The organism is Modestobacter sp. VKM Ac-2984 (genome assembly GCF_026967985.1).
Lineage (GTDB): Bacteria > Actinomycetota > Actinomycetes > Mycobacteriales > Geodermatophilaceae > Modestobacter.
On record NZ_JAPVBJ010000006.1, the window covers coordinates 184,384 to 209,870 of the forward strand.

General features: G+C 71.3%; 20 protein-coding genes. 16 read left to right on the forward strand and 4 right to left on the reverse strand.

Features of this window, described 5'->3' with window-relative positions:
* Positions 1-52: 52 nt before the first annotated feature.
* A complete protein-coding gene (locus O2W16_RS14160; RefSeq protein ID WP_269159455.1) occupies positions 53-1,174 on the forward strand; it encodes a hypothetical protein in 1,122 nt (373 codons plus the stop codon).
* A gap of 159 nt (positions 1,175-1,333) precedes the next feature.
* Here the strand turns inward: O2W16_RS14160 and O2W16_RS14165 are convergent, their stop codons facing one another.
* The 4 genes from O2W16_RS14165 to O2W16_RS14180 all read right to left on the reverse strand — a co-directional run bounded on the left by O2W16_RS14165 (position 1,334) and on the right by O2W16_RS14180 (position 3,824).
* Positions 1,334-1,780, reverse strand: coding sequence for a hypothetical protein (locus tag O2W16_RS14165; protein ID WP_269159456.1), 447 nt, complete (start codon positions 1,778-1,780; stop codon positions 1,334-1,336).
* Positions 1,781-1,855: 75 nt separating this feature from the next.
* Positions 1,856-2,509, reverse strand: a complete 654-nt coding sequence (locus O2W16_RS14170; RefSeq protein WP_269159457.1) for a hypothetical protein — start codon at positions 2,507-2,509, stop codon at positions 1,856-1,858.
* Positions 2,510-2,700: 191 nt separating this feature from the next.
* The gene (locus tag O2W16_RS14175) at positions 2,701-3,006 is read right to left on the reverse strand and encodes a hypothetical protein (protein WP_269159458.1); all 306 of its coding nucleotides are present in this window, start codon (positions 3,004-3,006) and stop codon (positions 2,701-2,703) included.
* On the reverse strand, positions 3,003-3,824 hold the full coding sequence (locus O2W16_RS14180; protein WP_269159459.1) for a hypothetical protein: 822 nt from the start codon (positions 3,822-3,824) through the stop codon (positions 3,003-3,005). The genes O2W16_RS14175 and O2W16_RS14180 overlap by 4 nt, the downstream gene beginning before the upstream one ends.
* Positions 3,825-4,032: 208 nt before the next feature.
* Here O2W16_RS14180 and O2W16_RS14185 point away from each other — a divergent pair, with 208 nt between their 5' ends.
* From O2W16_RS14185 to O2W16_RS14255, 15 genes are all read left to right on the forward strand, one after another.
* Positions 4,033-4,290 (forward strand): hypothetical protein, encoded by a 258-nt coding sequence (locus O2W16_RS14185; RefSeq protein WP_269159460.1) that lies wholly within the window; start codon positions 4,033-4,035, stop codon positions 4,288-4,290.
* Positions 4,291-4,344: 54 nt separating this feature from the next.
* Positions 4,345-4,608: a hypothetical protein gene (locus O2W16_RS14190; protein ID WP_269159461.1), complete on the forward strand. Its 264-nt coding sequence runs from the start codon at positions 4,345-4,347 to the stop codon at positions 4,606-4,608.
* A 14-nt stretch (positions 4,609-4,622) separates the two neighbouring features.
* Complete coding sequence (locus tag O2W16_RS14195) at positions 4,623-5,342, forward strand: hypothetical protein (protein WP_269159462.1); 720 nt, start codon at positions 4,623-4,625, stop codon at positions 5,340-5,342.
* Positions 5,339-5,806 (forward strand): hypothetical protein, encoded by a 468-nt coding sequence (locus tag O2W16_RS14200; protein WP_269159463.1) that lies wholly within the window; start codon positions 5,339-5,341, stop codon positions 5,804-5,806. The genes O2W16_RS14195 and O2W16_RS14200 overlap by 4 nt, the downstream gene beginning before the upstream one ends.
* On the forward strand, positions 5,803-7,338 hold the full coding sequence (locus O2W16_RS14205; protein ID WP_269159464.1) for an Hsp70 family protein: 1,536 nt from the start codon (positions 5,803-5,805) through the stop codon (positions 7,336-7,338). Before O2W16_RS14200 ends, O2W16_RS14205 begins: the two co-directional genes overlap by 4 nt.
* Positions 7,338-8,540: a hypothetical protein gene (locus tag O2W16_RS14210; protein ID WP_269159465.1), complete on the forward strand. Its 1,203-nt coding sequence runs from the start codon at positions 7,338-7,340 to the stop codon at positions 8,538-8,540. The genes O2W16_RS14205 and O2W16_RS14210 overlap by 1 nt, the downstream gene beginning before the upstream one ends.
* A 154-nt stretch (positions 8,541-8,694) precedes the next feature.
* Complete coding sequence (locus O2W16_RS14215; protein WP_269159466.1) at positions 8,695-11,460, forward strand: FtsK/SpoIIIE domain-containing protein; 2,766 nt, start codon at positions 8,695-8,697, stop codon at positions 11,458-11,460.
* The gene (locus O2W16_RS14220) at positions 11,454-12,347 is read left to right on the forward strand and encodes a hypothetical protein (protein ID WP_269159467.1); all 894 of its coding nucleotides are present in this window, start codon (positions 11,454-11,456) and stop codon (positions 12,345-12,347) included. The genes O2W16_RS14215 and O2W16_RS14220 overlap by 7 nt, the downstream gene beginning before the upstream one ends.
* A gap of 1,350 nt (positions 12,348-13,697) precedes the next feature.
* Positions 13,698-14,876, forward strand: a complete 1,179-nt coding sequence (locus tag O2W16_RS14225) for an ROK family transcriptional regulator (RefSeq protein ID WP_269159468.1) — start codon at positions 13,698-13,700, stop codon at positions 14,874-14,876.
* A 138-nt stretch (positions 14,877-15,014) separates the two neighbouring features.
* Complete coding sequence (locus O2W16_RS14230; RefSeq protein WP_269159469.1) at positions 15,015-16,349, forward strand: extracellular solute-binding protein; 1,335 nt, start codon at positions 15,015-15,017, stop codon at positions 16,347-16,349.
* 110 nt (positions 16,350-16,459) lie between these two features.
* On the forward strand, positions 16,460-17,446 hold the full coding sequence (locus O2W16_RS14235; RefSeq protein WP_269159470.1) for a carbohydrate ABC transporter permease: 987 nt from the start codon (positions 16,460-16,462) through the stop codon (positions 17,444-17,446).
* Entirely contained in the window at positions 17,443-18,351 is a 909-nt protein-coding gene (locus O2W16_RS14240; RefSeq protein WP_269159471.1) for a carbohydrate ABC transporter permease, read from the forward strand. The genes O2W16_RS14235 and O2W16_RS14240 overlap by 4 nt, the downstream gene beginning before the upstream one ends.
* The gene (locus O2W16_RS14245; protein ID WP_269159472.1) at positions 18,348-19,355 is read left to right on the forward strand and encodes an ROK family protein; all 1,008 of its coding nucleotides are present in this window, start codon (positions 18,348-18,350) and stop codon (positions 19,353-19,355) included. Before O2W16_RS14240 ends, O2W16_RS14245 begins: the two co-directional genes overlap by 4 nt.
* A gap of 44 nt (positions 19,356-19,399) precedes the next feature.
* A complete protein-coding gene (locus tag O2W16_RS14250; RefSeq protein ID WP_269159473.1) occupies positions 19,400-20,887 on the forward strand; it encodes a glycoside hydrolase family 3 protein in 1,488 nt (495 codons plus the stop codon).
* Between the two features lie 208 nt (positions 20,888-21,095).
* Positions 21,096-25,337 carry an ExeM/NucH family extracellular endonuclease gene (locus O2W16_RS14255; RefSeq protein WP_269159474.1) on the forward strand — a complete coding sequence of 1,414 codons (4,242 nt, stop codon included), beginning with the start codon at positions 21,096-21,098 and terminating at the stop codon, positions 25,335-25,337.
* Positions 25,338-25,487: the final 150 nt, after the last annotated feature.

The following is a 25,487-nucleotide window of genomic DNA, read 5'->3' on the forward strand; positions in this document are numbered from 1 at the left end:
ACCGCCCCACCGTCGGGGACTCCTGCTGCCCGCACACGATGGTGAGGATCTGATGGGCACCTACGACACGCTCCACGACGGCGACCGGTACGAGCAGGTGAAGCTCTGGGGCAAGGGGCTTCGTCACTTGCACGTCGGGGACCGGGTGGGCCTGCCGCGCGGAGGTCTGGGGCCCAGCGGTACCTACACCGTCGTGATGCGAGCAGGCGGTTACGTGCACGTCGTCGACGGTGTCCTCACTGCGTGGGAGGACCAGCCCGGCGCCGGTCCACAGTTGATGACCGGCGGTGGGCGGTTCCTCCACGACGAATGGCCGGGGGGCCCGTTCGGCCCGTGGTACCGGAACGAGGAGGCGCCGGCGAGTCGGCGCGTCACCGTCCACGCCGACCGGGAATGCCCTCGGAGCGCAGGAGCGTCGCTCCGGCTCGTGCGTGGCGACGATCCGGAGTCCGGTCTCGACCTCGCCCGGGCGGTAGCCCGCGCCGCCGTCGCCGCACGGCTGGATGCAGAGCCCGACGACGGCTCTCGCGTGGCCGCGGCACGTGCATATCTGGCCGACCGCACCGGATACCTGCTCGTGTCGTGTGAGGCCGCGGCCGCACTGCTCGGGGTGGCTGAAGAGCCCGAGCGGGCTGGCACGCTGCTGGTCGAAGTGTTGTCGACCGTCGAGCCGGGCGGCCCCGAATGGCGCAATGCCGCGGCACTGCTGAAGGACGTCGCCGACGTGCTGCCGTCGGCAGCGGTGGCAGAGAGCCTGCGCCTCCTTGCAGCAGCCCTGCCAGTTCCGGATGCGCCGGCGGCCCCGCCATCCGACGCGGCGGATGCCGCTCAGCGCCCCGGGCGCCGTCGCAGGCGGATGCGGGCGGCGTCTCGGGACGAGGACCGGCTCGCAGGGGCGGGCCGATACGGCGACCTGGACTTCCAGGGCGCAGCGGAGGCCGCGGTGGCCCGCCACGGTGCGGCTGTCCTGCCCGCGATCCCGCTCACCTTCTGGGGGCGCGACATCGTCGATTTGGAGATAGCGGCGTCACTGCTGGCGCCGATCCTCGGTCGGGAGCTGACGCGCTCCGAGATGGCCGTCCTGCTGTGGGCTGTGCTCAGTGTGCCCGGGACTGTGGAGACGCTCGACGAAGAGACACTCGTGGCGGCGTTGCAGCGCGCACTGGGCGCTTGACGGAGGCTGCGGCGTCGCTTTGATGGGCGCTGGCTCCAGCGGCCGGCCACCACGGTGCCGGCAGGGCCAACCCGGACGAACGCCCCTGGCTCCCTCGTGCCGCCTTGACGGAAAGCGACGACATGTCGTTCTACAGATGGCCGGCGACACCCTGGCCGATCAGACGCTCGCCTCGAGCAGTTCCTCGACGTGATCGAGCACCCTGTTCCACTCCCATCCGTCCGGAGGGTGACGCAGAAGGTTCGCGGTAGCGATGACCAGAATCATGATCAGATCCCTAGGGTCGACCTGGTGGTCGATCTCGTGCCCGCAGGCCCGAACCAGAACGGTTGCGAAGGATTCGGCCGGCGGGAGCGGGGCCCAGTTCGTCCCCTCCTCGTCGGTCACTCGTTGAGCCAATTGGCGCGCGATCTGCTCCGACGGGAGACGACCACCGTGCAAGGTCGCCAAGGTCGCGGGGAGAAGGACCTGGGCCATCGCGAAGGTCTCCATCACGCCCACCTCCTCGTATGCACCCAGTGCCTCGACGAGCATGTCGCGATCGTCCGCGAGGATCGCCCGATAGGTGTCCCGGAGGGCGTTCTCGACTGCGGCGTTCAGTCCCACGCCATCAACCTTTCCATGTGGCCAGGCGGAATTGCGTCCGCCGCGGTGTGTGTCCGGATCCGTTCCCCACACGGGTCATTGTCCAGACTGCGGTTCGCCGTAGACACCTATCCAGTGCTCGATGTGCGCCCCGGCCTCGGCCCGGAGCTTCCGGACTTCTTCCTTCGCATCCTTGTCCAGCCGGGCACGGGGCGCCACGTAGTAGAGCGCCAGGTGGCATACAGCCATCCAGAAGGTGAGCCCAGGACTGGCGTCCACGCCCGTCAGCGCGTTGAGGACCTCACTGATCGCATCTCCAAGGTGCGGCAGGGTCTCGGCGATCGTCATCGCGAGCTCCGTGCTCAACTCAGCTGCTCGCGCGTCGTCGTCGTCTGTTTCGGCTTCGCGCGTGACCGGCGAGCCGGTGGAGGGAATGCTCCCGGGCGCATCGGTGTCCACGGACGTGGTTCCGGCCGATGAGATCACCAAAACGTAGTCACCAATCGCAACGATCGCCTTATGGACGTCGCGCTGGGCCTGGCGGGCTTCCTTCTGAGCCCCCTCGAGAAGCTCGACGACCCGGCGCGTCCGGTCCGTCGAGGATCCCGACAAGGTTGCCGTGGCCGCAGCGATTGCTGGCTTGAGACGCAGCTCCGCCTCGTTCAGCTCTGTGCGCAGCTTCGTCAGGCGCTTCTGCGGGGTACGGAGCTGCTTGACGAGCTCGTCGACACCGATCGTCACGTCCGTCATCCGCCGCGCTCGTTCGGCCGCGCGGCCGATGACGTGGTGGGGGCTGCTGGGGCGCCCGGATGGTATAGCGGGAACATGCTCACTGCCTCCGGCGCGGACATCGACTAGCGGAAAGGCCCCCGGGGAGTTCGCAGGGACGTATAACCCTCATCGTCAGGAATGAGACTGAGCTTGAACGCGGGCGGGACCGTTCATCGAGCTGCCAACCGTCCCGAGGAGCCGTAGACGGCGGTCCAGTTCGCGTCGTCGAATATGGCGTCGCGTGCTGCGTCGTAGCGGATGAAGGGCGGGATGACGAAATGGGACTGCACGTAGTCCCAGTCGATCCGCTGGTCGAGTACGGCGATGTACCCCTCCGGACTAGGCCCGAAAGGAGTGTTCGGCTGCCCAGGCCTCGTCAGGTTCGCCCCACGCCTGAGCAGCGTGGCGACCAGCGGCTCCAGCGGGGCATACGGCTCGCCACCCGCTGCTGGCGGGAGCGTGGCACGGTCGTTCATGGTTCCTCCGGTGCAGGTGAGTGACGACCGCCGCTCGGGATGCTCGCTTCGATGTCGTCCAGGGGGAGGTGGTGGACTTTCCGGATGTAGCCGGAGGCCTCGAGATCGGTCAGCGTCTTCGGGAGGAATCGCTGCGAGAACCCGCCGTCGCCGAATTGTATGTTGGCGCGGGCGACTGATTCGGCCCATGGCAGGGGCTTCACGACTTCGTACCCCTGGAGTCCTCCGCCGCGGTAGCGGTGGTGGCCGTCAGGACCCTCGCGGGGCCCGACTTGCACACCTTCGTAATAGCGCCTGGCACTACCGTCGGCCTTCGAGACCTCCGCCTCGGGGACCACGAACCGGCCGGCGCCTGGTTCTCCGACGAAGAAGCGGTCACCGACCTGCGCGACAGTGTCGGTCCACTCGTCCGCGTGGGGGTACAAGGGTCCCGACTGGAAGAGCCGGGCGCCGGCGGAGGGCGAGCCCTCGGTTACAAATTCGGAGAAGTCGTGCAGCGATACCGGACTGGCAGACGGCGCGCTTGGCACCCGCGCATCCTGAGCGGCGACGGACGTCACGTCGTCCAAGTACCGGCGAACGGCTGACGCGGCCGCATCGAGTCCGTCCTCGGCATGCCGCACCCGGTCAGCGGCCGTGGCGAAGGTGTCGATGGCCCTGCGTGCGTCGGAGCGAGACGAGCTGCCCAGCGTGGCGCGTGCGGCGTCCACGGCGGGCCCCAGTCGGAACTTGCCGTCGGTCAGGCGTGCGCGCAAGCCCTCGAATTCGCGTTCGAGGCGCTGGAGGCGGCGGGTGAGTGCGGCGACGGTGGTGGTCACGCCGCCCTGGACCCGAATACGGCGAGCGACGTCACGCCACATTCACGGGACGCCGAGAACCCACTGTTGCGCAGTGTCGTGCGCCGCGAATGCGCCACGTCCCCGTCCCTCCGATTGACGACTCAAGGTGTCACCGCGGCTGCCGATGAAGCTATTGCCGGGCGCACACAGAGCATCGTCCGGGCGGCACCAATGTTGAGGGGAACCCATGTCAGTCGCACAGCTCAAGCAGGCCGTCAACGCGGTCGCGAAGGAAGCCCGCACGCTGGGGGAGACGCTGAACCAGTTCCACAAGGCCAACCGCGCCAGCCTCAGTGACGCCAAGGCAGCGCTCAACGGCACCGGGCAGAACGTGGCGACCGACGTGGCCGCGGCACTGGACGAGGCCAGCGAGAAGATTAAGAGCGCGCGGGACGCCCTGGCCGAGGCCGAGCGCGCCGCCAAGGACTACGCGGCGAAGTTGTAGCCGCGCTCCTCTTCATCCACTCGTTCCATCACACACACAAGGCGGTAGTCGGACATGACGCAGACTGCGGGTGACCTGAAGAAGGCCATCGGAGACGTTGCGCAGAAGATGGGCAAGCTGAGCACCGGCATGGGCGGGGCGCAGGCGAAGTTCCAGACAGTGGTCAGGCAGGCCGAGTCGGTGCTGGGTGGGTCCTCCACGGGGGTCTCCGGGAAGGTCGCTGAGTCGGTCAAAAGGGCGCAGAAGGCGGTCACCGAGGCGGCCGAGTCCGTGCGCAAGGCCGAGCAGAAGTCTCGCGCCTACAGCCAGAGCGTCTGAGCGGTCCCGGAGTCATGTCCAGCGCGCAGATCAACCGTCTCCTGCTCATGGTCGGCGTCCCGATCATGTACATCGTCGTCTTCCTGTGGTTCGGATTCACCGCGTTGTGGGGCATGTTCGTCGTCCTAGCGCTGGTCGGCTCCGGCGTTCTGCTCTTCCTCCGCTACCGTCCGCCGGCGCGGACGTCGGTCACCCTCCGCGGCGTCGACCAGGCGTACGCGCTGGCCACGACGGTGCACGCGCTCCAGGTGCTCGACGACGACCGGTTCGGTTTCCCGTCGGGCAGCTTCATCGTCGGTGACGGAACGGAGCCGGGGTCTCTCCTGGCCAAGGAGTACGTGCCCCCGGCCCGCGGGTTCAGGACCTTCATGGCTCTCATCTCGCTGCCCTGGCGCCTGACCGCCCCGGTCACCCGCTTGCTCGTGCGGATCGGCGGGGACGCGGCCGGCTGGGTGCTGATCGCAGCCCAGATCCTCCGCCTCTGGGTCGCGCTGATGATCGCGTCCTTCATGCTCGTCCCCATCGTGCTGGCTTCGGTGTTGGAGATCATCCTCAAGCCGTTGGTCGCCTCCGTGATCGCGGTGGAGAGCGAGGCCGTCGGCACCGACGTAACGCTCCATTTCGCCTTCCAGGGGCCGACCGCGATCGCGGTGCAGAGCCGGCTGTTGAGGTCTTTCGAGGCCGCGGCCCTTCCCGAGCGCTTCGCGCGCACGCTCACCAGCAGCGCGGCATGACCGACGGGCAGCCAGCCCTGACCGACATCGCAGCCGACATCTCCGGGCTCAAGGCCGACGTCGACTCCATCCTCCCGAGCCTCGTGACGGCACTGAAGCGGGACCGGGCGTTCGACGAGGTCCAGGCGCAGCTGCGGTCCGCACAGCGGGTCGCCGAGGCCTGGCGCGAATGGCCTCTGGTCCTGACCGTGCACGAAGCGGTCCTGCACCTGAGGCGGCTGGATGACGACGGCCACCGCTGGCTCGAAGAGCACCTCCTCCAGGGCCTCGCAGGCTCCGGGGTGGAGGAGTTCGGTTTCCCGGGCGAAGAGGTCGCGTTGGACCACGTCGAGGTCGTCGCGGCCACGGGCACCGGCCCCCGCCCGGTCGTCGTGGAGACCCATCGCCCGGGCCTGCGCATCGCCCACGCACCACTTCGCAAGCCGATCGTGACCATCGACAGAAGAGACGAGAGCTCCGCATGACAGTCATTGGCATCGACCTGGGGACGACGAACTCCGTCGTGGCCGTGACCGACAGCAACGGCGTCACCACCACGATCGCCGCCCGGGACGGGGCGCGGATCGTCCCGTCGGTCATCCACTTCCCCGCAGGCGGCGACATCGTCGTCGGGGACCGGGCCAAGTCCATGGCCGCAGTGGAGCCCGAGCGTGTGGCATCGCTGTTCAAGCGCGGGATGGGCGCGAACACCTTCCTGGCTAACGGCGACGACTTCGCCGTCGACGGCAAGGTGTGGCGACCGGAGGAGCTCTCCAGCCTGGTCCTCAAGAAGCTGAAGCAGATCGCTGAGGAGCACCTCGGGGGGAGCGTCCACCGGGCAGTCGTCACCGTGCCGGCCTACTTCGGGGAATCCGAGCGCTCCGCGACCCGGGACGCCGCCGAGCTGGCCGGTCTTCAGGTGGTGCGGATCCTGAACGAGCCGACCGCTGCTGCGATCGTGCACGGGCTCGACAGCCGTGCACGCGGTGCCAACGTCCTGGTGTTCGACCTGGGCGGCGGCACGTTCGACGTCACCATCATGCGGGTGGAGGACAACGCCGACATGATGGTGCTCGCCACCGGCGGCGACCGGAAGCTGGGGGGTGCGGACTTCGACGCGATCATCATCGAGCTGATGGCCGAGCACGCCCGCAAGGAAGCGGGGATCGACATCCTGAGCGAGGCCTGGATGATCCAGGACGCTCGCGACAAGGCCGAGGACATGAAGAAGGAGCTCTCGTCCGCCGAGACCTCCACCCGGACGCTGTCCACCGGCGCCCGTCCGCTCCCCTTCACCCTGAGTCGTGCGGAGTTCGAAGCCGCGATCGGCGACGCCCTGAGCGACGTGAGCGACACCGTGGAGGTGACGCTCGAGGAGTCCGGCATCGCCGCAGGTGACATCGACACCGTCCTCATGGTCGGCGGCTCGTCCCGCATCCCGGCGTTCCAGAAGGTCCTGACCTCCCTGATCGGGCGGGAGCCGGAATTCTCCAAGAACCTCGACGAGGACGTGGCCCGTGGGGCCGCGGTGCTCGCGACGAAGCTCAGCGGGAACGCCGACCCCCGGTCGGAGCTCGCGACGATGTCGATCCCGCAGGACATCGCGTCCCACGGGCTCGGCATGACCACGGTGCGCGACGCCCGCGGCATGGAGGAGATGAACTCGATCATCATCCCGTCCGGGCACGCCGTGCCCGCTTCCGGCTCCGGCGTCTTCTGCACCGTGGAGGATGGCCAGACCGGTATTTGGGTCCGCATCAACGAGGGCGACGAGGAGAGCCTCGACTTCGTGCGGCAGATCGGCGAGGGCCACGCCCGGTTCGGCCGGCCGGTCCCGGCGGGCTACCCGATGCGGGTGGAGCTGTCCTACACGGCCGACCAGATCGTCAGGCTCCTCGCCTACGACGGCGAGTCCGGAAACCTCATCGGTGAAGTCACCGTGGAGCGCGAGGGTGCCCTCTCTTCGGTGCAGAAGCGCGACGCGATGGCTGCCATCGCTGAGCTGGGAGTGCAGTGATGACCACACCAGAATGGGTGCTCGAAGCCGTTCCGCGGAGCACCTCCCGCCCTGACATCCTGGCCTACTTCGGTGTTCCGCCGGAGCCCGAGGCCGAGCTCGAGAGCAACATCAAGCGCAAGCGGCAGTTCTGGGGCAAGCGGGCCAACGGCCCCGGTGGCCGAGAGCTGGCCGAGCGCATCAAGAAGGACATCCAGAACCTCTCGCTGGTCATCCTCAAGGGCAATGACGCCGACGACCTCGTCGTCACCGAGGACGGCCACTACACGATCGTCACCTTCGCCGAAACGGTCGAGGAGCTGTGCGAGCAGCTCGCGGACCTTCTGCGTCGTGGCGATGCCAACGGCGTTCAGACCGCGTGCCGTCGCGCGCTCGCCCGGTGGCCCGGCGACGCCGAGGTCGGTCTCGCCGTCGCACTGTCGCTGTCCGACCTCGTCGCGGACAACATCGCCGTGGAGGAGGACGGTCGCCGGATGGCGCTCGTGACGGCGCAAGAGGCCGTGCGGAGCCGTCCGCAGGACGCGCGCGCCTGGCTGGCGATGGCACGGTGCTCGCTGGCCTTCGACAGCCCGTCGGCGGTCCTGGCACTCGAGCCCCGCGTCGCGAGTGCGCTGGCCGCTACGCCAGCAGAGCTGCACGGGATCTTTGCGGCAGCTAGCTTCCGAACCGGAGACAAGGATGCGGGCCTGATGCGGTTGGTCAACGCGGTCGCCGCGAGCAACGGTGACCCTGCCGTCCGCAGCGCGGCCACGGACACGGTCATCGCTGAGGTGCTTCTCCCGGCCCTGCCCCTCCGGTCCACGAAGGACGTGGCGGCGTTCGCCGAAGGCGCCGACATTGCGGCCTGGTGCGCCCAGGATGTTCCGGAGGCTGAGGCCGCCGTCCTGCCCTTCCGCGTTTGGTCGGTCACCGCTGCGAACCAGGTGTTCATCGGTGATCACGGGCTCAAAGCCCTCGTCGGCGTCCTGACCGGTTTCAGCGCGCTGCCGCTGTACAACCGCATGGCGTCGCGTCCCGGCTGGCGCGTCCTCCTGGACGGTCCGACGAACGCGCGCTCGTGGCCGGGGTGGTGCCATGTCGTCAGCGGTTCCGTGGTGCAGGAGTTGCATGCCCGCGCATCCGGGACATTCGACTGGCACGAGGCCGGGCAGGACTGGCCCGACCCGCAGGCCGTCCACGCGCAGATGATGACTCGCGGCTGATTCGATGCCCAAGACCCTGCTCGCCTGCGGCAAGTGCGGTGCGGCGGTACGAGGGACGGCCCGTTGCCTAACCTGCGGCGGGCTTCCCGTCGACGGGACGACGATCCTGCCGGCTCCACCCGTCGCACCTGCACCGGAGGTGGTCGACCCGCGGGTGGCCGACCTCCGCGCGGTCCTCAAGCACAACCACACACGGCTGAGCGAGCTCGACGGCCGTGAGGGCGCTCTCACGGCCGAGCTGGTCGCCGTCCTGGGGGCGCTGGCTGCCGACGTCGACGTCTCCGTGCAGCGGCACGATGCCGCCGCGCGGACAGCCGCGGCGGCGTTCGACCAGCAGCGGGCGGACCTGGAGCGGAACCGCGACAAGCAGGGCAAGGTGCGGGCGACGCGACTGGCCAACGAGGTGAAGGCCGGGTCCATCGCACTTCGGGATGCGGCCGCCAGCTTCGCCGGGCGACGTCCGGCTGCGCCGTCGGATCGCCTCCGCGCGGAGGACCTCTGCCCGTCCCTCGCCGTCCGGGACATCGTGAGCGTTGGGACCCTGCGGCTGCCTGCGGCGAGCCAGGTCGATCGGCAGTTGCCGGAGGTGCCTGCGCTCCTGTCGCTGTTAAACCGCGGGCACGTGGTCATCGAGGCCGAGCGCAGCACTGCGGGGTTCGGCGACATCGTCACCTCGCTCGTGGCCCAGACGTACCTGTCGGCACCGGCCGGGCAGGTGGTGGTCACGGTGTTCAACCCGCGCCTGAGCACCCACCTCTCCGGTTTCCAGTCCGCGGGCGCCGCGGACAACGGGATCCTGGTGAACCTGCCGCCTACCGAGGCGGCGTTCCAGGCGTCCCTGGAGGAGCACCTGGCCCACATCGTGAACGTCGACCAGTCGATGGCTGGGCAGTACCCGGACATGGGTTCACTCGTAGTGGCCACGGGTCAGCACGAGCACCAGTACCGCTGCCTCGTGGTGCTCGACGCCCCCGCCCAGTGGTCTACGACGACCCACGACGCCCTCGAGCGCATCCTCCACGAGGGTGCAGCCCGCGGTGTCTCCGTGATCCTGCACGTGGACCCGTCGGCGCCGGCGCCCGGCGACCTCCCGTTCGCCCGGCTCAGGCAGGGACAGCCAGTCCTGCGCCCCGATCGGCCCGGACGGTGGAGCCTCGCCGTTCCCGGAGCCAGGGGCGCAGCTGTCGTGACCACGCCGCCACCGGTGCCGCTGACCGCCCAGCAGCGCGTCATGGCCCTCGTCGTCGAAGCCGCGAAGGTCGGGTCGCTGCCGAACGTGCCCTTCGCCGAGATGGTGGCCGGAGCGCCTGTCGGCAGCAGCATTGACGGAGTCCGTTGCATCCTCGGGCGCAACGGCACGCAGACGGTGGACTTAGTCCTCGGCGACACCGCGAGCAATCTGCACAACGTGCTGGTGGGTGGGGCCGTGGGCACGGGTAAGACGAACCTGCTCATGGTGCTGATCTACTCGCTGGCCGCGCAGTACGGGCCGGACGAGTTGCGCTTCTTCCTCCTGGACTTCAAGGAGGGCGTCGAGTTCCAGCGCTTCGCTGGTGACCGACGGGCCGCATTGCCGCACGCCTCGGTCGTCTCGATGGAGAGCGACGTCCAGTTCGGCCTGGCCACACTCCAGCACTTCGTGTCGGAGATCGAACGACGCTCGTCGCTCTTCAAGGCCGAGGGCGCCAAGGACCTGGCCGGCTTCCGCCGGACCACGGGACGGGTCCTGCCTCGCTGGATCCTCGTCGTCGACGAGTTCCAGGTCCTCTTCGAGGGTGAGACGAACGAGACCGCGACCGCGCTCCTCGAGACTGTCGTACGAAAAGGGCGGGCCTTCGGGCTGCACGTCATCCTGGCCAGCCAAACGCTCAGCGGTATCAGGTTCGCCGGCGGCAAGGACGAGGCCATCTTCGCGCAGTTCCCGGTCCGGCTCGTCCTCAAGCTGCCCAAGCCCGACTCGCAGATCTTCCTCGGACTGGGCAACGACGCCGCGGCACGGCTGCGGTACCGAGGGCAGGCCGTGCTCAACAAGGCTTACGGGCTGCAGGAGGAAAACAAGAGCCTCGTGGTCGCCTACGCCGACCACGACTACCTCGACGAGCTTCAGGAGGGTCTCGCCGGGCGCCATCCGCGGACCGACGAGCTCCGCGTCTACCGCGGCAACGCCCCGGCCCAGCTCCACGAGATGCTCCAGGTCTCGCGGCCGACCGGCGACGACGACGTCAGCCAGATGTGGCTCGGGCAGGAGTGCACGGTGGCGGCGGCGCCGGCCACGGCGATGCTGGAAGTCGGCACGGGCAACAACCTCATGGTGCTGGGCAACGACGTCCTGGGTGCCGTCGCCACGGTGCAGACCGCCTCGCTCAGCGTCCTGTCGTCGCTGGCCACGGGCGCGCAGGTGCTCGTCCTCAATGGGCTTCCCGCGCGCTTCCGTGCCGGTGCCGGCATGGAGCCGTGGCAGCAGGCGCTCGTGCGGCTCGGGGCGGAGGTGCGCACGTTCGGCGGTGACGAGACCGAGGACTACATCTCGGCTGTCGCCGACGCCGCCCGCGCCGGGCGTCGCACCCTTGCGGCTCTGCTCGGTGCGGAGTACACGGACTTCCAGCAGCGGGCCTACGACGAGGACTGGGGGGACGACCTCCAGAACTTCAACCGCAGCGGCGTGCACGTCCTCGGTCACTGGACCGACCTCCGCTCGACGCCTGTCCCCGCGCAGGATCCGAAGATCGACCACCACACGTTGGTGTTCGTGGGTGCCGCCCGTCAGGTGGTGGAGGACGCGACCGGTCTCCTGCCGTCGGACGTCCCTGCCTGCGGTGCGGGACGCGCCCTGCTCTTCCACGCGCGCGATGGTCGGGCCGGGCTTCGCACCATCGCCGCACTCCGTCCACTCGAGCACGAGGACTTCGCGGCATGGTGACCGACAAGGCCGGTGTGGCCGACCTCTACGCGCACTGGGCGCGGCTGGAGTCCCTGCCCGCTGCCGCCGCCCGGCAGCACGAGGCCGAGGAGCTGGCTCTGCGGCGAGCGGCCGCTGAGCTGAACGCCGAGCGGCAGCGGCGTCTGGACACGGTCCGGCAGGCGCAGGACTCGCTGCGGAGGGGGTTGCGCCGGGCTCTGGACACCGCCGCGCAGCGCGGGATCCAGCCGGGGCGGCGGGCGGCCGCGCGTGGTGGGGCGCCCGACTTCGCGGCTGTGGATCGGCTCTGCCAGGAGCTGGACAGCCTCCGGGCCCTGCGCGCCGACCTGAACGCGCAGGGGGAAGGTGCGCACGCCACGCTACGCCAGATCGAGGACGAGCTCAGTCGGCAGCTGGAACGATCGGAGGCGCTGGCCCGGGCCCGTGCGCGCGACCGGGTCGTCCTCCTGGCGGTCGGCGCGTGCGCTGTGGTCGGGTTCGTCCTGGGGTCCTCGCTGCTCGGTCTCTTCGTCGTCCTCGGCGGGGCTGCCCTCGCGGCCCACCACCTCTACGGCGGCATGTCGGCGGTCGTCGTGCGCCCGACACCTGCGGGTTCCGGGCCGGGTCTGTCGGACGGCGTCCGAGGCGCGGTGGCGCTGCTCGGTGCGGGCGCCTTTTCTGTAGTCGCGCTGATTCTGACTGCCGCTTCGCCGGAATCGTGCGACGCGCTAGGTCGGTGCGGCCCCGCCGTGCTGCCAACAGCTCAACTACGCGAGCTGCCCATCCTTGCCTTCTCCCGATCGGGGTCGGCCATATGGTTGATGACCCTCCTTGGTGCGATCGCGGCCTGCGGGTACGGAGCCCGGCACCTGGCTGGCGTCAGGGCCCACTCGCTGCGCGGGAAGTAGTCGTGCCGACCGAGGAAGTGGTCGAGAAGGTGTTCCTGCAAGGCTTGGTCGCCTCGCTCTCCGCATGACTACCGCGCGTTGAGTGCAGCGTGACCGCCGCTCCGGAAACCTGGGGTCGTGGACTGCGCGGTAGTCGGTTCACGTCGTCGTCGAGACTCCAACCCCGGGGCTCGATGCGTCGGCCGGATGGCTGAACCGTGGGACGTGGCTGTGGTCCGGCCATGTCGGTTTGCGCCCATGGTTGGCAACCTGCCTAAGTGAGTACGCGCGACGCGGCGAGAACGGCTGCCGCCACAGCGACCGCGGCGGGGAGTGCAGCTCCCACGCCCTGGAGCGCGAGCTTCGCCGCCACGGGGCGCTGGCCAGCATGGGGAGCGTCGCATGCCTCGACAACGCCCTGGCCGCGAGCGTGTTCGCCACCCTGGAATGCGAACTGTTCGACCAGCAGCCCGGCGGCTGGTTCGCCACACGGCGGGAGTCCAAATCCGCCGTCTTCGACTACCTCGAGACGTTCCACGACCTCCGCCGACGGCACTCTGGCCCTCGGCCAGATCCCGCCGGCGGCCTTCGAGGCACGGCACACTCTCACTACCGCGGCCTGAGCCTCAGACCGCAGGAACGAGGTGTCCCCGCAAGCGGGTCAACTCCAGAAGGTCTGGTGCGTCCTTCTCGTTGACGGGGTTGAGGTCGGGGGTTCCGCCGAAGGGGCTCGATGACCTGGCCCAGGTGTATCCGCGCGACGTAGTTGGCGATGTTCCAGTCTGACGGTCCAATCAGGGACACCGTGCGGTTCAGGGCGACCTGCGCCTCAGTGAACGCGACCACACCAACGAGCCCGATCGGCTCGACCCCAAAGGTCTCGCTGAAGGCTAGGACGGCCACCGCCGGATCTTGCGCGGGACGGAGTCGTGAGCACCTGCCCGGCCCCGCACTTGCCCCATCGCGGAATCACTAGATCCGCGAGCACGTGTAGATGCTCCCAAGCGCGCATGCGTCATTGCCCTGTGTGACCGTACGCCGGGAGCGGCGCGGTCCGTGCGCTAACGCCGGGCTAGCGGCGGACGCGACCTGAGGCGACCTGACGGATACTCGGACGACCCTCGGCCTGCTGTCTACCTGCATAAACGCGACGCGCCGGGTCCTCTCGGGTCGCGTCGGCGAGAGGTAGAGCGGTCCAGAAAATCCTAAGAGGCAATCCCCGTTCGGGGGTTCAAATTCCCACGCCCTCCCGCACACCGCCGGTCCGCCCGTGCGTCCGGGGAGGGCCCCTGGGTCACCAGGACGTTGTGTTCCGATCATCGGTGCGCCACCCCCTTGACAGCTGTTTGTAAGGACGGTTGCCTAACAAATGTGACCACCGTCGCAGACCCCCCGCAGCCGAGGCGAGCGCTGCGCTCCACCGCCAAGGTGCTGCCCGAGCACGCCCGGGCGAGCAACCGCTCGATGGTGCTCCAGCTGCTCTTCCACGCCGGTCCGCGGTCCAGGGCCGAGCTGGCCCGCGCGACCGGGCTGACCCGGGTGACGATCTCGGACCTCGTCGCCTCGCTGCTCGCCCAGGGCCTGGTCACCGAGCTGGGCCAGCAGGCCGACGGCAAGGTCGGCAAGCCCGGCACGCTGGTCGGCCTGGACGCCGAGGCCTTCCAGATCGTCGCGGTCGACCTGGCCGACGACGAGCGGGTGCACGGTGCGGTGCTCGACCTCTCCGGCGCCGTCCGGGAGCGCCGAACGGCGCCGGTCGGCGGCTGCACCGGCGCCGCGGCCGTCGAGGTGCTGCTGGGGCTGTGCCGGGAGCTCGTGGCAGCGACCACCCGCCCGGTGCTCGGGGTGGGCGTGGGCTCCCCGGGCGTCATCGACCTCTCCGGCCGGGTGCTGCAGGCCCCGAACCGCGGCTGGTACGACCTGCCGCTCGCCGAGCAGCTGAGCGCGGCGCTGGAGCTGCCGGTGCACGTGGCCAACGACGCGGACACCGCCGCGCTGGGGGAGTTCACCTGGGGTGGCGCCTCCGGCAACGGACTGCTGGTGCTCACCGTCGGCGGTGGCGTGGGCGCCGGCATCGTGCTGGACGGCGCCCTCGTCCAGGGCAACGAGCACGCCGCCGGTGAGCTCGGGCACGTCACCGCCCTCGACGAGCGCGACGAGCACGACCGGGCCCCGCTCGGCCGCCCCGAGCTCTGCGCCTGCGGGCGCCGCGGCTGCCTGGAGACGGTGCTGTCCGTGCCGGCCATGCGCCGGCGGGTCGCCGGCCTCGACGCCGCCGGCCGGGACGCCGCGCTGGCCTCGGTCGGGCGCCGGCTGGGCATCGTGCTGGCCCCGGTGGTCAGCGCCCTGAACCTCTCCGAGGTCGTGCTCTGCGGCCCGGAGGAACTGCTGGGTGGGCCGCTGCGCGACGCGGCGCTGGCCACCCTGCGCGAACGCACCATCCCGGTCGTCAGCAGCCACGTCCAGCTGCGGATGACCTCGCTCGGCGAGCACGGTGCCCTGTCCGGGGCCGCCGTGCTCGTGCTGTCCGGTCAGCTCGGGGTCACGTGACCTCGCGAACGCGGTCACGCGACCTGGGTGGTGGTGCACCCAGGCGACGACCCCGAGCCGACCTCCTGCACGTCGGGAGAGCACGCCCCTGGGACGGCGCTGTCCGGCACCGTCCCCGCTTCGGGAAGGAACCCCAACATGAAGAGCGTACGCACGAGTGGCCTGGCCGCTCTGGCCGTCGGGATGCTGGCGCTGACCGCCTGCGGCGGCGGGGACGCCGCGGGTGACGAGGGTGGTGGCGGGGGCGAGGTGCGGCTGTGGCTCGCCGGCTCCGACACCCCGCAGGAGCTGCGGGACCACCTGGTCGAGACCTTCGAGGCCCAGCACCCCGACTCGACCCTGGTGATCGAGGAACAGGACTGGAACGGGCTCGTCCCGCGGCTGCAGACGGCGCTGACGTCGGAGAGCCAGACGCCGGACCTGGTGGAGATCGGCAACACCCAGAGCCCGACGTTCACCTACGCCGGCGCCTTCAGCGACATCAGCGACATGTACGAGGAGCTCGGCGGTGACGACCTGCTGCAGGGCTTCGTCGACGCCGGCACGGTCGACGACACGCTCTACGCGGTGCCCTACTACTCCGGCGCCCGCGCGGTCTTCTACAACAAGGAGCTCTTCGCCGCCGCGGGGGTCGAGGTGCCCACCACCCTGGCCGAGTTCACCGAGGTCGCGCAGACTCTCCAGCAGGCCAACCCGACCGGGGCGCCGAGCTTCTCCGGGTTCTGGCTGCCCGGTCAGGACTGGTACAACGGCGTCGCCTGGCTGAACAGCCACGGCGGCGAGCTGGCCGTCGAGGAGGACGGCGAGTGGGTCGGGGCGCTGTCCACCCCCGAGTCACAGGAGGGGCTGGCCGCGGTCCAGGAGCTGTTCGGCACGGCCACCAGCGCACCGCGGGACGCCGACTCCAACGAGCCGTGGATCGCCTTCAACAACGGCGAAGCGGCGATGTTCTCCGCCCCGACCTGGGCCCGCTGGAGCATCGACCTGCCCGAGTGCAACAAGGGCGTGGCCGCCGACGACGAGTCCGAGGCGGCGAAGGCGCTGCTGGCCGAGCAGCAGGCCTGCAACGAGGAGAAGACCGGCATCTTCGCCCTCCCCGGTCTGGAGGAGGGCTCGGCCGCGCCGGTGTTCGCCGGTGGCTCCAACATCGGCATCCCGGCGAAGTCGGGCAACCAGGAGCTGGCCCGGGACCTGCTGCGGATCATCTTCAGCCCCGAGTACCAGACGATGCTGGCCGAGAACGGGCTGATCCCGGGCAACACCGAGTACGCCGACGCGCTCGGTGACGACGTCTACGCCCAGGCGGCGCTGGCCGCGGCGGTCGACGCCGAGCTGACGCCGCCGGCCGAGAAGTGGGCCGACGTCGAGGGCGCCCGGATCCTGGAGGACCTCTTCCAGGAGATCGCCAGCGGCACCGACTCGGCCACGGCCGCGGCCGAGGCGGACGAGCTGATCACCGACACGCTCAACTGACCGCCTGACCTCGTCCGCCGGGGGCGCGACCGCGCCCGTCCGCCGTCCGGCGCCCACGCGCCGCGATCGCGTCCCCCGGCCCGGTCCTGCCCGGATCCAGGAGCCCTGCCATGTCCGCGCCACCCGCACCTGCGACGTCCGCACCCGCCCCGCCCCGCGCACCGCACCCGGCGACCGGGAGCAGCCCCGCGGCCCCACCGCGTCGGCGGAGACCGCTCCGCTCCCGCCTGGGGCCCTACCTCCTGCTCGTCCCGGCCCTCGTCCCGCTCGCCGTGGGCCTGGGCTACCCGCTGGTCCGCCAGTTCGTCTTCTCGTTCCAGGAGTACGGACTGGCCCAGCAGTTCGGCCGCCCGGCCGAGTGGGTCGGCCTGGACAACTACGCCACCCTGCTGTCGGACCCCTACGTCTGGGGGGTGATCGCCCGGTCGATCGCCTTCTGCCTGGTCAACGCGGCGCTGACCATGGCCCTGGGCATCGCCCTGGCGGTGCTGATGACCAGGGCCGGCCGGGGAGCCCGGATCACCCTGCAGGTCGGCATGCTGCTGGCCTGGGGCACCCCGGTGCTGGCCACGATGACCGTCTGGCAGTGGCTGTTCGACTCCCAGTACGGCGTCGTCAACTGGGTGCTGGCCGGGCCGCTGGGGATGGAGGGGCAGCGCGGCCACTCGTGGCTGATCGAGCCGCTGTCCTTCTACGCGGTCGCCACGGTGATCGTGGTCTGGATGAGCGTGCCGTTCGTCGTCTTCACCGTCTACGCCGGGCTGCTGCAGGTGCCCGAGGAGTGCATGGAGGCCGCGCAGCTCGACGGGGCGAGCAGCTGGCAGCGGCTGTGGGGGCTGGCGCTCCCGATGATCAAGCCGGTGCTGTTCGTGGTGGCCCTGCTCCAGGTGATCTGGGACCTGCGGGTGTTCACCCAGATCCACGTGCTGCAGCGGGCCGGTGCGCCGACCCGGGAGACCCACCTGCTGGGCACCTACATCTACTCGCTGTCCAAGGAGTTCTCGATGGCCGGGGCGATGGCCACGATCATGCTGGTGATCACGCTGGTGCTGACCACCGCCTACATCCGCCGGATGCTGCGCGAGGAGGAGTCATGACCTCCGTCGTCCCGCCGCCGGCCACCGCGGTGCCGGCCAGGGCCCGGGAGGTGCCCGCCCGGCGTCGGCCGCGTCGCCGGGGCACCGCGGCCCGCCGGCTGCTCGACGTGCTGGCGGTGCTGACCGCGCTGGCCTGGGTCTTCCCGGTCTACTGGATGATCAACAGCGCGTTCCTGCCGACCAACCGGCTGCGCACCCCGGAGCCGTCGTTCCTGCCCTTCGGCGGCACCCTGTCGAACTTCCGCCGGGTGCTCACCGACCCGTCGTTCTACGACGCCGTCAAGGTCTCCCTGGCCGTCACCGGCCTGACCCTGACCGCCGCGATCCTCTTCGCCTTCGTCGCGGCGCTGGCGATCAGCCGGTTCCGGTTCCGGGGCCGCAAGAGCTTCATCGTGACGGTGCTGGTCGTGCAGATGATCCCGGCGGAGGGGCTGTTCATCTCCCAATACCAGATGCTGGACACCTGGCAGCTGGTCAACTCGGTGGTGGGCCTGTCGATCGTCTACGTCGCCGCCGTCCTGCCGTTCACGATCTGGATGCTGCGCGGCTTCGTCAGCGGCGTGCCGATCGAACTGGAGGAGGCCGCGATGATGGACGGGCTGTCGCGGACCGGGGCCTTCTTCCGGATCACCTTCCCGCTGCTGGCCCCCGGGCTGGTCGCCTCCGGCGTCTACGGGTTCCTGCAGGCCTGGAACGAGTACACCCTCGCGCTGGTCGTGATGACCGACCCGGCCGAACGCACCCTGCCGCTGTGGCTGCAGGGCCTGGTCGAGGCCAACCGGGCCACCGACTGGGGGGTGGTCATGGCCGGAGCGGCGCTGATCACCGTGCCGGTCATCCTGTTCTTCCTGTTCGTCCAGCGGCGGATGAGCTCCGGTCTGGTGGCCGGGGCGGTGAAGGGGTGACCGCGCTGCGGGCCGGCGACGAGGCGACTCTCCTCGGGGCAGCCGCAGGCGGGTGGAGCGTCGGGCTGGACATCGGCGGCACCAAGGTCCTCGGGGTGCTGCTGGACGACGCCGCGACGGTGCGGGCCAGCGTGCGGGTGCCCAGCCGGCCGGGCACCGAGGGCGTGGTCGGTGCCGCGGCCGAGGTGGTGGGGCAGCTGTGCCACACCGCCGGGATCTCGCCGGCCGAGTTGGCCGGGGTCGGTGCCGGGGTGCCCGGGCTGGTCGCCCCGCTGACCGGCGAGGTCTCCCACGCGGTGAACCTGGGCATCTCCGAGGAGCCGGTCGCGCTGGCCCTGCTGCTGGCCGACCGGCTGGGGGGCGCGCTGGTCACCGTGGAGAACGACCTGAACGTCGCCGCCGTCGGCGCGGCCCGGGTGCTCGGCCTGGGGGGCGACCTCGCCTTCCTCTCCCTGGGCACCGGGGTGGCCGCCGGGCTGCTGCTCGGCGGGGAGCTGCGGCGCGGCCATCGCGGCGGCGCCGGGGAGATCGGGCACATCCCGCACGACCCGGCGGGCCCGCGCTGCCCGTGCGGCCAGCGCGGGTGCCTGGAGCTCTACGCCTCCGGGGCAGCACTGGGCGCGGCCTGGCCGAGCCGCACCGGCCGGCCCGCCGCGGTGGAGCTGTTCGAGGCGGCCGCCGCCGGGGACCCCGCCGCCGTGCAGGTCCGGGACGCCTTCGCCGGGGCGGTCGCCGCCGCCGTCCGGCTGCTGGTGCTGACCTGCGACGTCGAGCACGTGGTGCTCGGTGGTGGGGTCGCCGAGGTGGGCGTCCCGCTGATGGCCGCGGTGGCGCACCAGTGCCGTCGGCAGGCGTCCGGCTCGCCGTTCCTGGACAGCCTGCGGATCGCCGACCGGGTCCAGCTGGTGCCCGGCGGGGTGCCGGTGGCCCCGATCGGGGCCGCGCTCGCCGTGCGCGACCGGGTCGCCAGCAACGGGCACCGCCGGGTGCCCGCCCCGTCGTGACCTCCCCGGCCGCACCCCCTTCCCCCGACGAGGAGCTCCGCAGGATGGCCACCGAGCACCGCAGCACGCCCGACCTGGACCGGCTGGTCAACGCCTGCCTGATGCCGGGCTTCACCGGCCCGACGCTCCCGGCCTGGGTCGCCGACGCCCTGGACGACGGTCTCGCCGGGGTCTGCCTGTACGGCCAGAACCTCACCGGCGAGGGCCCGCCGGTGACCGAGCGGGTCGCGGCGATCACCGCCGCGGCCCGGGCCGTGCGCGGCGACGTCCTGGTGGCGCTGGACGAGGAGGGCGGGGACGTGACCCGCCTGGAGTACACGGTGGGCAGCAGTTGGCCGGGCAACGCCGCCCTCGGGGTGGTCGACGACGAGGCGCTGACCACCGCGGTGGCCACCGGGATCGGCGCACAGCTGCGCCGGGTGGGGGTGAACGTGGACCTCGCGCCGTCGGTGGACGTCAACAGCGACGTGCGCAACCCGGTCATCGGCGTCCGCGCGTTCGGCGCCGACCCCGCGCTGGTCGCCCGGCACGGGGTGGCCTTCGTCCGGGGGCTGCAGGCCGCCGGCGTCGCCGCTGCCGCCAAGCACTTCCCCGGGCACGGGTCGACCACGGTGGACTCGCACCTCGGCCTGCCGGTCATCGACGCCGACGAGGCCACCTTCCTGGCGCGGGAGCTGCCGCCCTTCGCCGCCGCCGTCCGGGCCGGGGTCGACCTGGTGATGACCGCGCACGTCGTCTTCCCGGCGCTGGACGCGGCGCCGGCGACGCTCAGCCGCCGGCTGCTGGTCGACCTCCTCCGCGACGAGCTCGGCTTCACCGGGGTCGTGGTCACCGACGCGCTCGACATGGCCGGGGTCCGGGCCGCGCACGGGCTGGCCGGGGCGGCCGTCCTCTCCCTGGCCGCCGGCGCCGACCTGCTGCTGCTGGGCGCCGAGGACGGCGAGGCGCACTGCGCGGCGATCCGGTCGGCGGTGCGGGCCGCCGTCGCCGACGGCGCGCTGGCCGAGGACCGGCTGCAGGACGCCGCGGCCCGGGTGACCGCGCTGCGGCAGCGGCTGGCCGCCGCCGGACGCCCCGCACCGCAGGAGGCCGCGCCGGACACCGGGCGGGCCGCCGCCCGGGCCGCCCTCCGCACGCGCGAGGTCGCCCCGCTGACCGGGCCGGCGGTCGTGGTCGAGCTGCGCGCCGGCACCAACCTCGCGGTCGGGGACGCCGCCTGGAGCCTGGCCGGGCCGCTGGCGGAGCACGGCCTGCTGGCCGGGCTGCAAACGGTGACCGAGGACGGCGTCTCGGCCGACGAGGTGGTCACCGCGGCGGCCGGCCGGCCGGTGGTGGTCGCCGTACGGGACGCCTACCGCAGCCCCTGGCAGACGGCGTGGCTCGACCGACTCCTCCGGGCCCGGCCCGACGCGGTCCTCGTCGCCCTGGGCCTGTCGGTCGACGCCGAGCGGGCGCCGGGGCCGGCGGTCGCGGCACACGGTGCCGCCCGGGCGGTCACCCAGGCGGTCGCCGACCTGCTCCACGGCGACTGAGTCACCGGCCCGTCGAGGGTCCTCCAGTGAGCCGGCCGGCTGCCCTGGGGGCGAGCGATCCGGAGCAGACGGAGGTGAACAGGACCTGTCCGTATCGACGACTGGCTGCTTTCATGTCGACACGTCACGTTCACACGGATGAGTGACAGTCCACGGCGTCGTACCGACCCGTCGCACCCGGAGGCCACACGTGCCCTTTGCCCACTCGATGACAGCGCGCAGGGTCGCTGCCGTCACCGCCGTCGCCGTCGGGGGTGCGCTGCTCGGCGCATCGCCCGCACTGGCGCTCGAGCCGCCCGCCGGCAGCCCGTTCATCAGCGAGTTCCACTACGACAACGGCGGAGCCGACGCCAACGAGCGGGTCGAGATCGCTGCGGCACCGGGCACCGACCTCACCGGCTGGACGCTGGTCGAGGTCAACGGCAACGGCGGGGCGCTGAAGGCGACGCAGCTGTCCGGCCTCGTCGGCGAGTCCGGCCTCGTGGTCGTCGACGTCCCCGGCCTGCAGAACGGTGCCCCGGACGGCATCGCGCTGGTGGCCCCGGACGGCACGGTCGTGCAGTTCCTCTCCTACGAGGGGGCGTTCAGCGCGACGTTCGGCGCGCAGACGGTCGAGTCCACGGACGTCGGCGTCAGCGAGAGCGGCAGCGGTCCGGCCGAGGGCTCGATCCAGCTGGTCGACGGCGTCTGGGTGGTCACCGACACCAACACCTTCGGCGCCGCGAACGCGGTCGTCGTCCCCCCGGTGACCGACCCGGAGCCGGCCGACTGCGCCACCGACGGCCTCACCGCCATCGCCGACGTGCAGGGCACCGGGGACGTGAGCCCGCTGGTGGGCGACCCGGTCACCGTCGCCGGCGTCGTGACGAGCAGCCCCGAGGGCCTCGGCAGCGTCTACGTGCAGGACCCGGCGGCGGCCCCGGGCGCGGCCTCGACCGCCGTCAACGTCTTCGGCTCCACCGACGGCCTGGAGATCGGCGACGCCGTCCAGGTCACCGGCGAGGTGGCCGAGTACCAGGGCCTGACCCAGATCACCGCGGACGCGGTCACGGTCTGCGCCGAGGACGCCGCGCTGCCGGATCCGGTCACCGTCGACTGGGCAGGCACCTCCGCCGCCCAGCGTGAGGCGCTGGAGGGCGTGCGGATCTCGCTCAGCGGCCCCTACACCGTCACCGAGGTCTACAACCTCAACCGGTTCGGCGAGATCATGCTGAACCCCGGCGACGAGCCGCTGCGCCAGGCCACCGACGTCGTGGAGCCGGGCGCGGAGGCCATCGCCTACGAGCAGGCCAACGCCGAGCGGGTGCTCCTGCTCGACGACGGCCGCAGCACCAACCTCGCCAACGCCGGCCTGGAGCCGAGCTACGGCGCCCTCGAGAACGCCATCCGGGTCGGGGACCAGGTCGCCTCCTTCGGCGAGGTGCCCTACGTCCTGGACTACCGGTACGACGCCTGGCGCGCGCAGCCGGCCACCGTCGTCACCGCGGAGACCACCGGCAAGGCGTCCTTCGACGACAGCAACCCGCGCACCGATGCCCCCGAGGTCGTCGGCGGGGACGTCCAGGTCGCCTCGTTCAACGTCCTCAACTACTTCACCACCTTCGGCGGTGAGGCACGCGGTGCCGAGAACGCCGCGGAGCTGGCCGAGCAGGAGGCCAAGATCGTCGCGGCGATCAACTCCCTCGGTGCCGAGGTCGTCGCCCTGGAGGAGATCGAGAACTCGGTCAAGTTCGGGGAGGACCGCGACGAGGCGCTGGCTGCCCTCACCGCCGCGCTGAACGCCGCGGCCGGCGAGGAGCGCTGGGCGTTCGTGCCGTCGCCGGCGGTGCTGCCGCCGGTCGAGGACCAGGACGTCATCCGCAACGCCTTCATCTACCAGCCCGCCGCCGTCGAGCTGGTCGGTGAATCGGTCGTCGACACCGACGAGGTGTGGGCGGGCCTGGCCCGCCAGCCGCTGGCGCAGACCTTCCGCGCCGCCGGCGAGGAGTTCACCGTCGTGGTGAACCACTTCAAGTCCAAGGGCTCGGCGCCCGCCGGCGACGAGGACACCGGCGACGGCCAGGGCAACGCCAACGCCACCCGCGTCGCCGAGGCGCAGCGGCTGGTCGCGTTCGTCGACTCGCTGGAGACCGCGGCCGACGACGTCCTGCTCATCGGTGACTTCAACAGCTACACGATGGAGGACCCGCTCGACGTCCTCGCCGCGGCCGACTACACGAACCTCGGCGCGGAGTTCGCCCCCGGCGAGAGCAGCTACGTCTACAGCGGTCGGGTCGGCTCCCTGGACCACGCGTTCGGCTCGCCGGCGCTGGTCACCGACGTCACCGACGTCGACATCTGGGACATCAACTCCGTCGAGTCCTACGGCTACCAGTACGACGGCTACCCGGGCTGGTACGACGACGACCCGTTCCGGTCCTCCGACCACGACCCGATCGTCGTCGGCCTGGACCTGGGCGAGGAGGGCGTCGGCGGCGGTGACGGTGGTGAGGACGACGGCACCACCGAGCTGCAGCTGCTGGGCATCAACGACTTCCACGGCCGGCTCGGCGACGCGGTGGCCCTCGCGGGCACCATCGAGCAGCAGCGGGCCCGGGACGACGTCGACGCGACCGTCCTGCTGTCGGCCGGGGACAACATCGGCGCCTCGCCGTTCGTCTCCTCCAGCCAGCAGGACCGGCCGACGATCGAGGTGCTCAACGAGATGGGCCTCGACGCCTCGGCCGTGGGCAACCACGAGTTCGACCGCGGCTTCGCCGACCTGACCGGCCGGGTGGGCGTCGACGGCGAGAGCGGTCTGGCCGACTTCGACTACCTGGGCGCCAACGTCTACGGCAGCGACGGTGCGGCGGTGCTGCCGGAGTACGAGCTGGTGGAGGCCGCCGGCGTCACCGTCGGGGTCATCGGCGTCGTCACCCAGGAGACGAGCTCGCTGGTCTCCCCGGCCGGCATCGAGGGCATCACGTTCGGCGACCCGGTGGAGGCCGTGAACCGGGTGACCGACGAGCTCACCGACGGGGTCGGGGACGAGGCCGAGGTCATCGTCCTGGTCGCCCACGAGGGCGCGCCGGAGGGTGAGGCCACCAGCACGCTGGAGGCCGAGCTCGCCGCCGACACCGCGTTCGCCGCGATCGTCAACGGCGTGGACGCCGACGTGGACGCGATCTTCACCGGGCACACGCACCAGACCTACGCGTGGCAGGCGCCGGTCCCGGGCACCGACGAGACCCGTCCGGTGATCCAGACCGGTTCCTACGCCGCGGACCTCGGGCGGATCGTGCTCAGCTACGACGAGTCGACCGACGAGGTCACCGCCTCGACGGTGGAGAACCTGGCACTGACCGAGGTGCCCGAGGAGGAGCTGGTCGTCGCCTACCCGCGGGTGGCCGAGGTCGCCGAGACCGTCGCGGCCGCCGAGGCGATCGCCGAGGAGGTCGGCAGCCAGGTCGTCGGGTCGGTCACGGCCGACATCACCCGGGCCTTCACCACCGGCCCGGACGGCCAGCCGGCCGAGGACCGTGGTGCGTACTCGGCCCTCGGTGGCCTGGTCGCGGACAGCTACGTCGCCGGTGCTGCCGACAGTGCGATCGAGCCGGCCGACCTCGGCCTGGTCAACCCCGGCGGTCTGCGGGCTGACCTGCTCTACGGGGAGGACGGTGAGATCACGCTGGCCGAGGCGAACGAGGTCACCCCGTTCGCCAACGACCTGGTCGTCGTCTCGCTGACCGGGGCGCAGCTGGTGCAGGTGCTGGAGCAGCAGTGGCAGCCCGAGGGCAGCTCGCGGCCGTTCCTGGCGCTGGGCACGTCGGAGGAGCTGACCTGGTCCTACGACCCGGAGGCGGCCCCCGGTGAGCGGATCATCGTCGACAGCATCCGGATCTCGGGGAAGCCGATCGACCTCGACGGCACCTACCGGGTGGCGACCAACAGCTTCCTGGCCTCCGGCGGGGACAACTTCACCACCTTCGCCGAGGGCACCACGGAGCAGACCGGTCTGATCGACTTCGACTCCTTCCAGGCCTACCTGGAGGAGAACTCGCCGCTCAGCCCGGAGGAGTTCACCGGGCGGGTGACCGTCGGGGACGCCTCCGAGCAGCCGCAGCAGCCGACGGCCGAGGTGGCGGTCTCGCCGTCGACCTTCAGCCGCGGCGACCTGGTGACCTTCTCGGTGAGCGGCTTCGGCCCCTCGGAGCGGGTCGAGGTGACCGTGGACGGCCGGCGGCTCGGTCGGGTCACGACCGACGCCGAGGGTGCTGCGACGGTCCGGGTGCGCGTCCCGGGCTCGGTGGACACCGGCACCCTGGAGGTCACGGGCACCGGGGTGACCTCCGGCGCGACCGCGACGGTCGAGGTGCAGGTCACCGAGAAGGCGAGGCCCGGCACGGGTGGCAGCGTGGTGGAGAAGCTGACCTCGCTGCTGCGCCAGCTGTTCGGCACCTGGCTGCGGTGACCACCGGTGCCTCGGCTCGGGTGCAGGCCCGGCCCGAGCTGAGGCACTGACCACCGCACGACCGACGACGGCGGGCCCCCCACTGCGGTGGGGGGCCCGTCGTCGTCGGTGGCCGGCACTCACCCGTCCGGGGCGGCCGGCCCAGCCTGG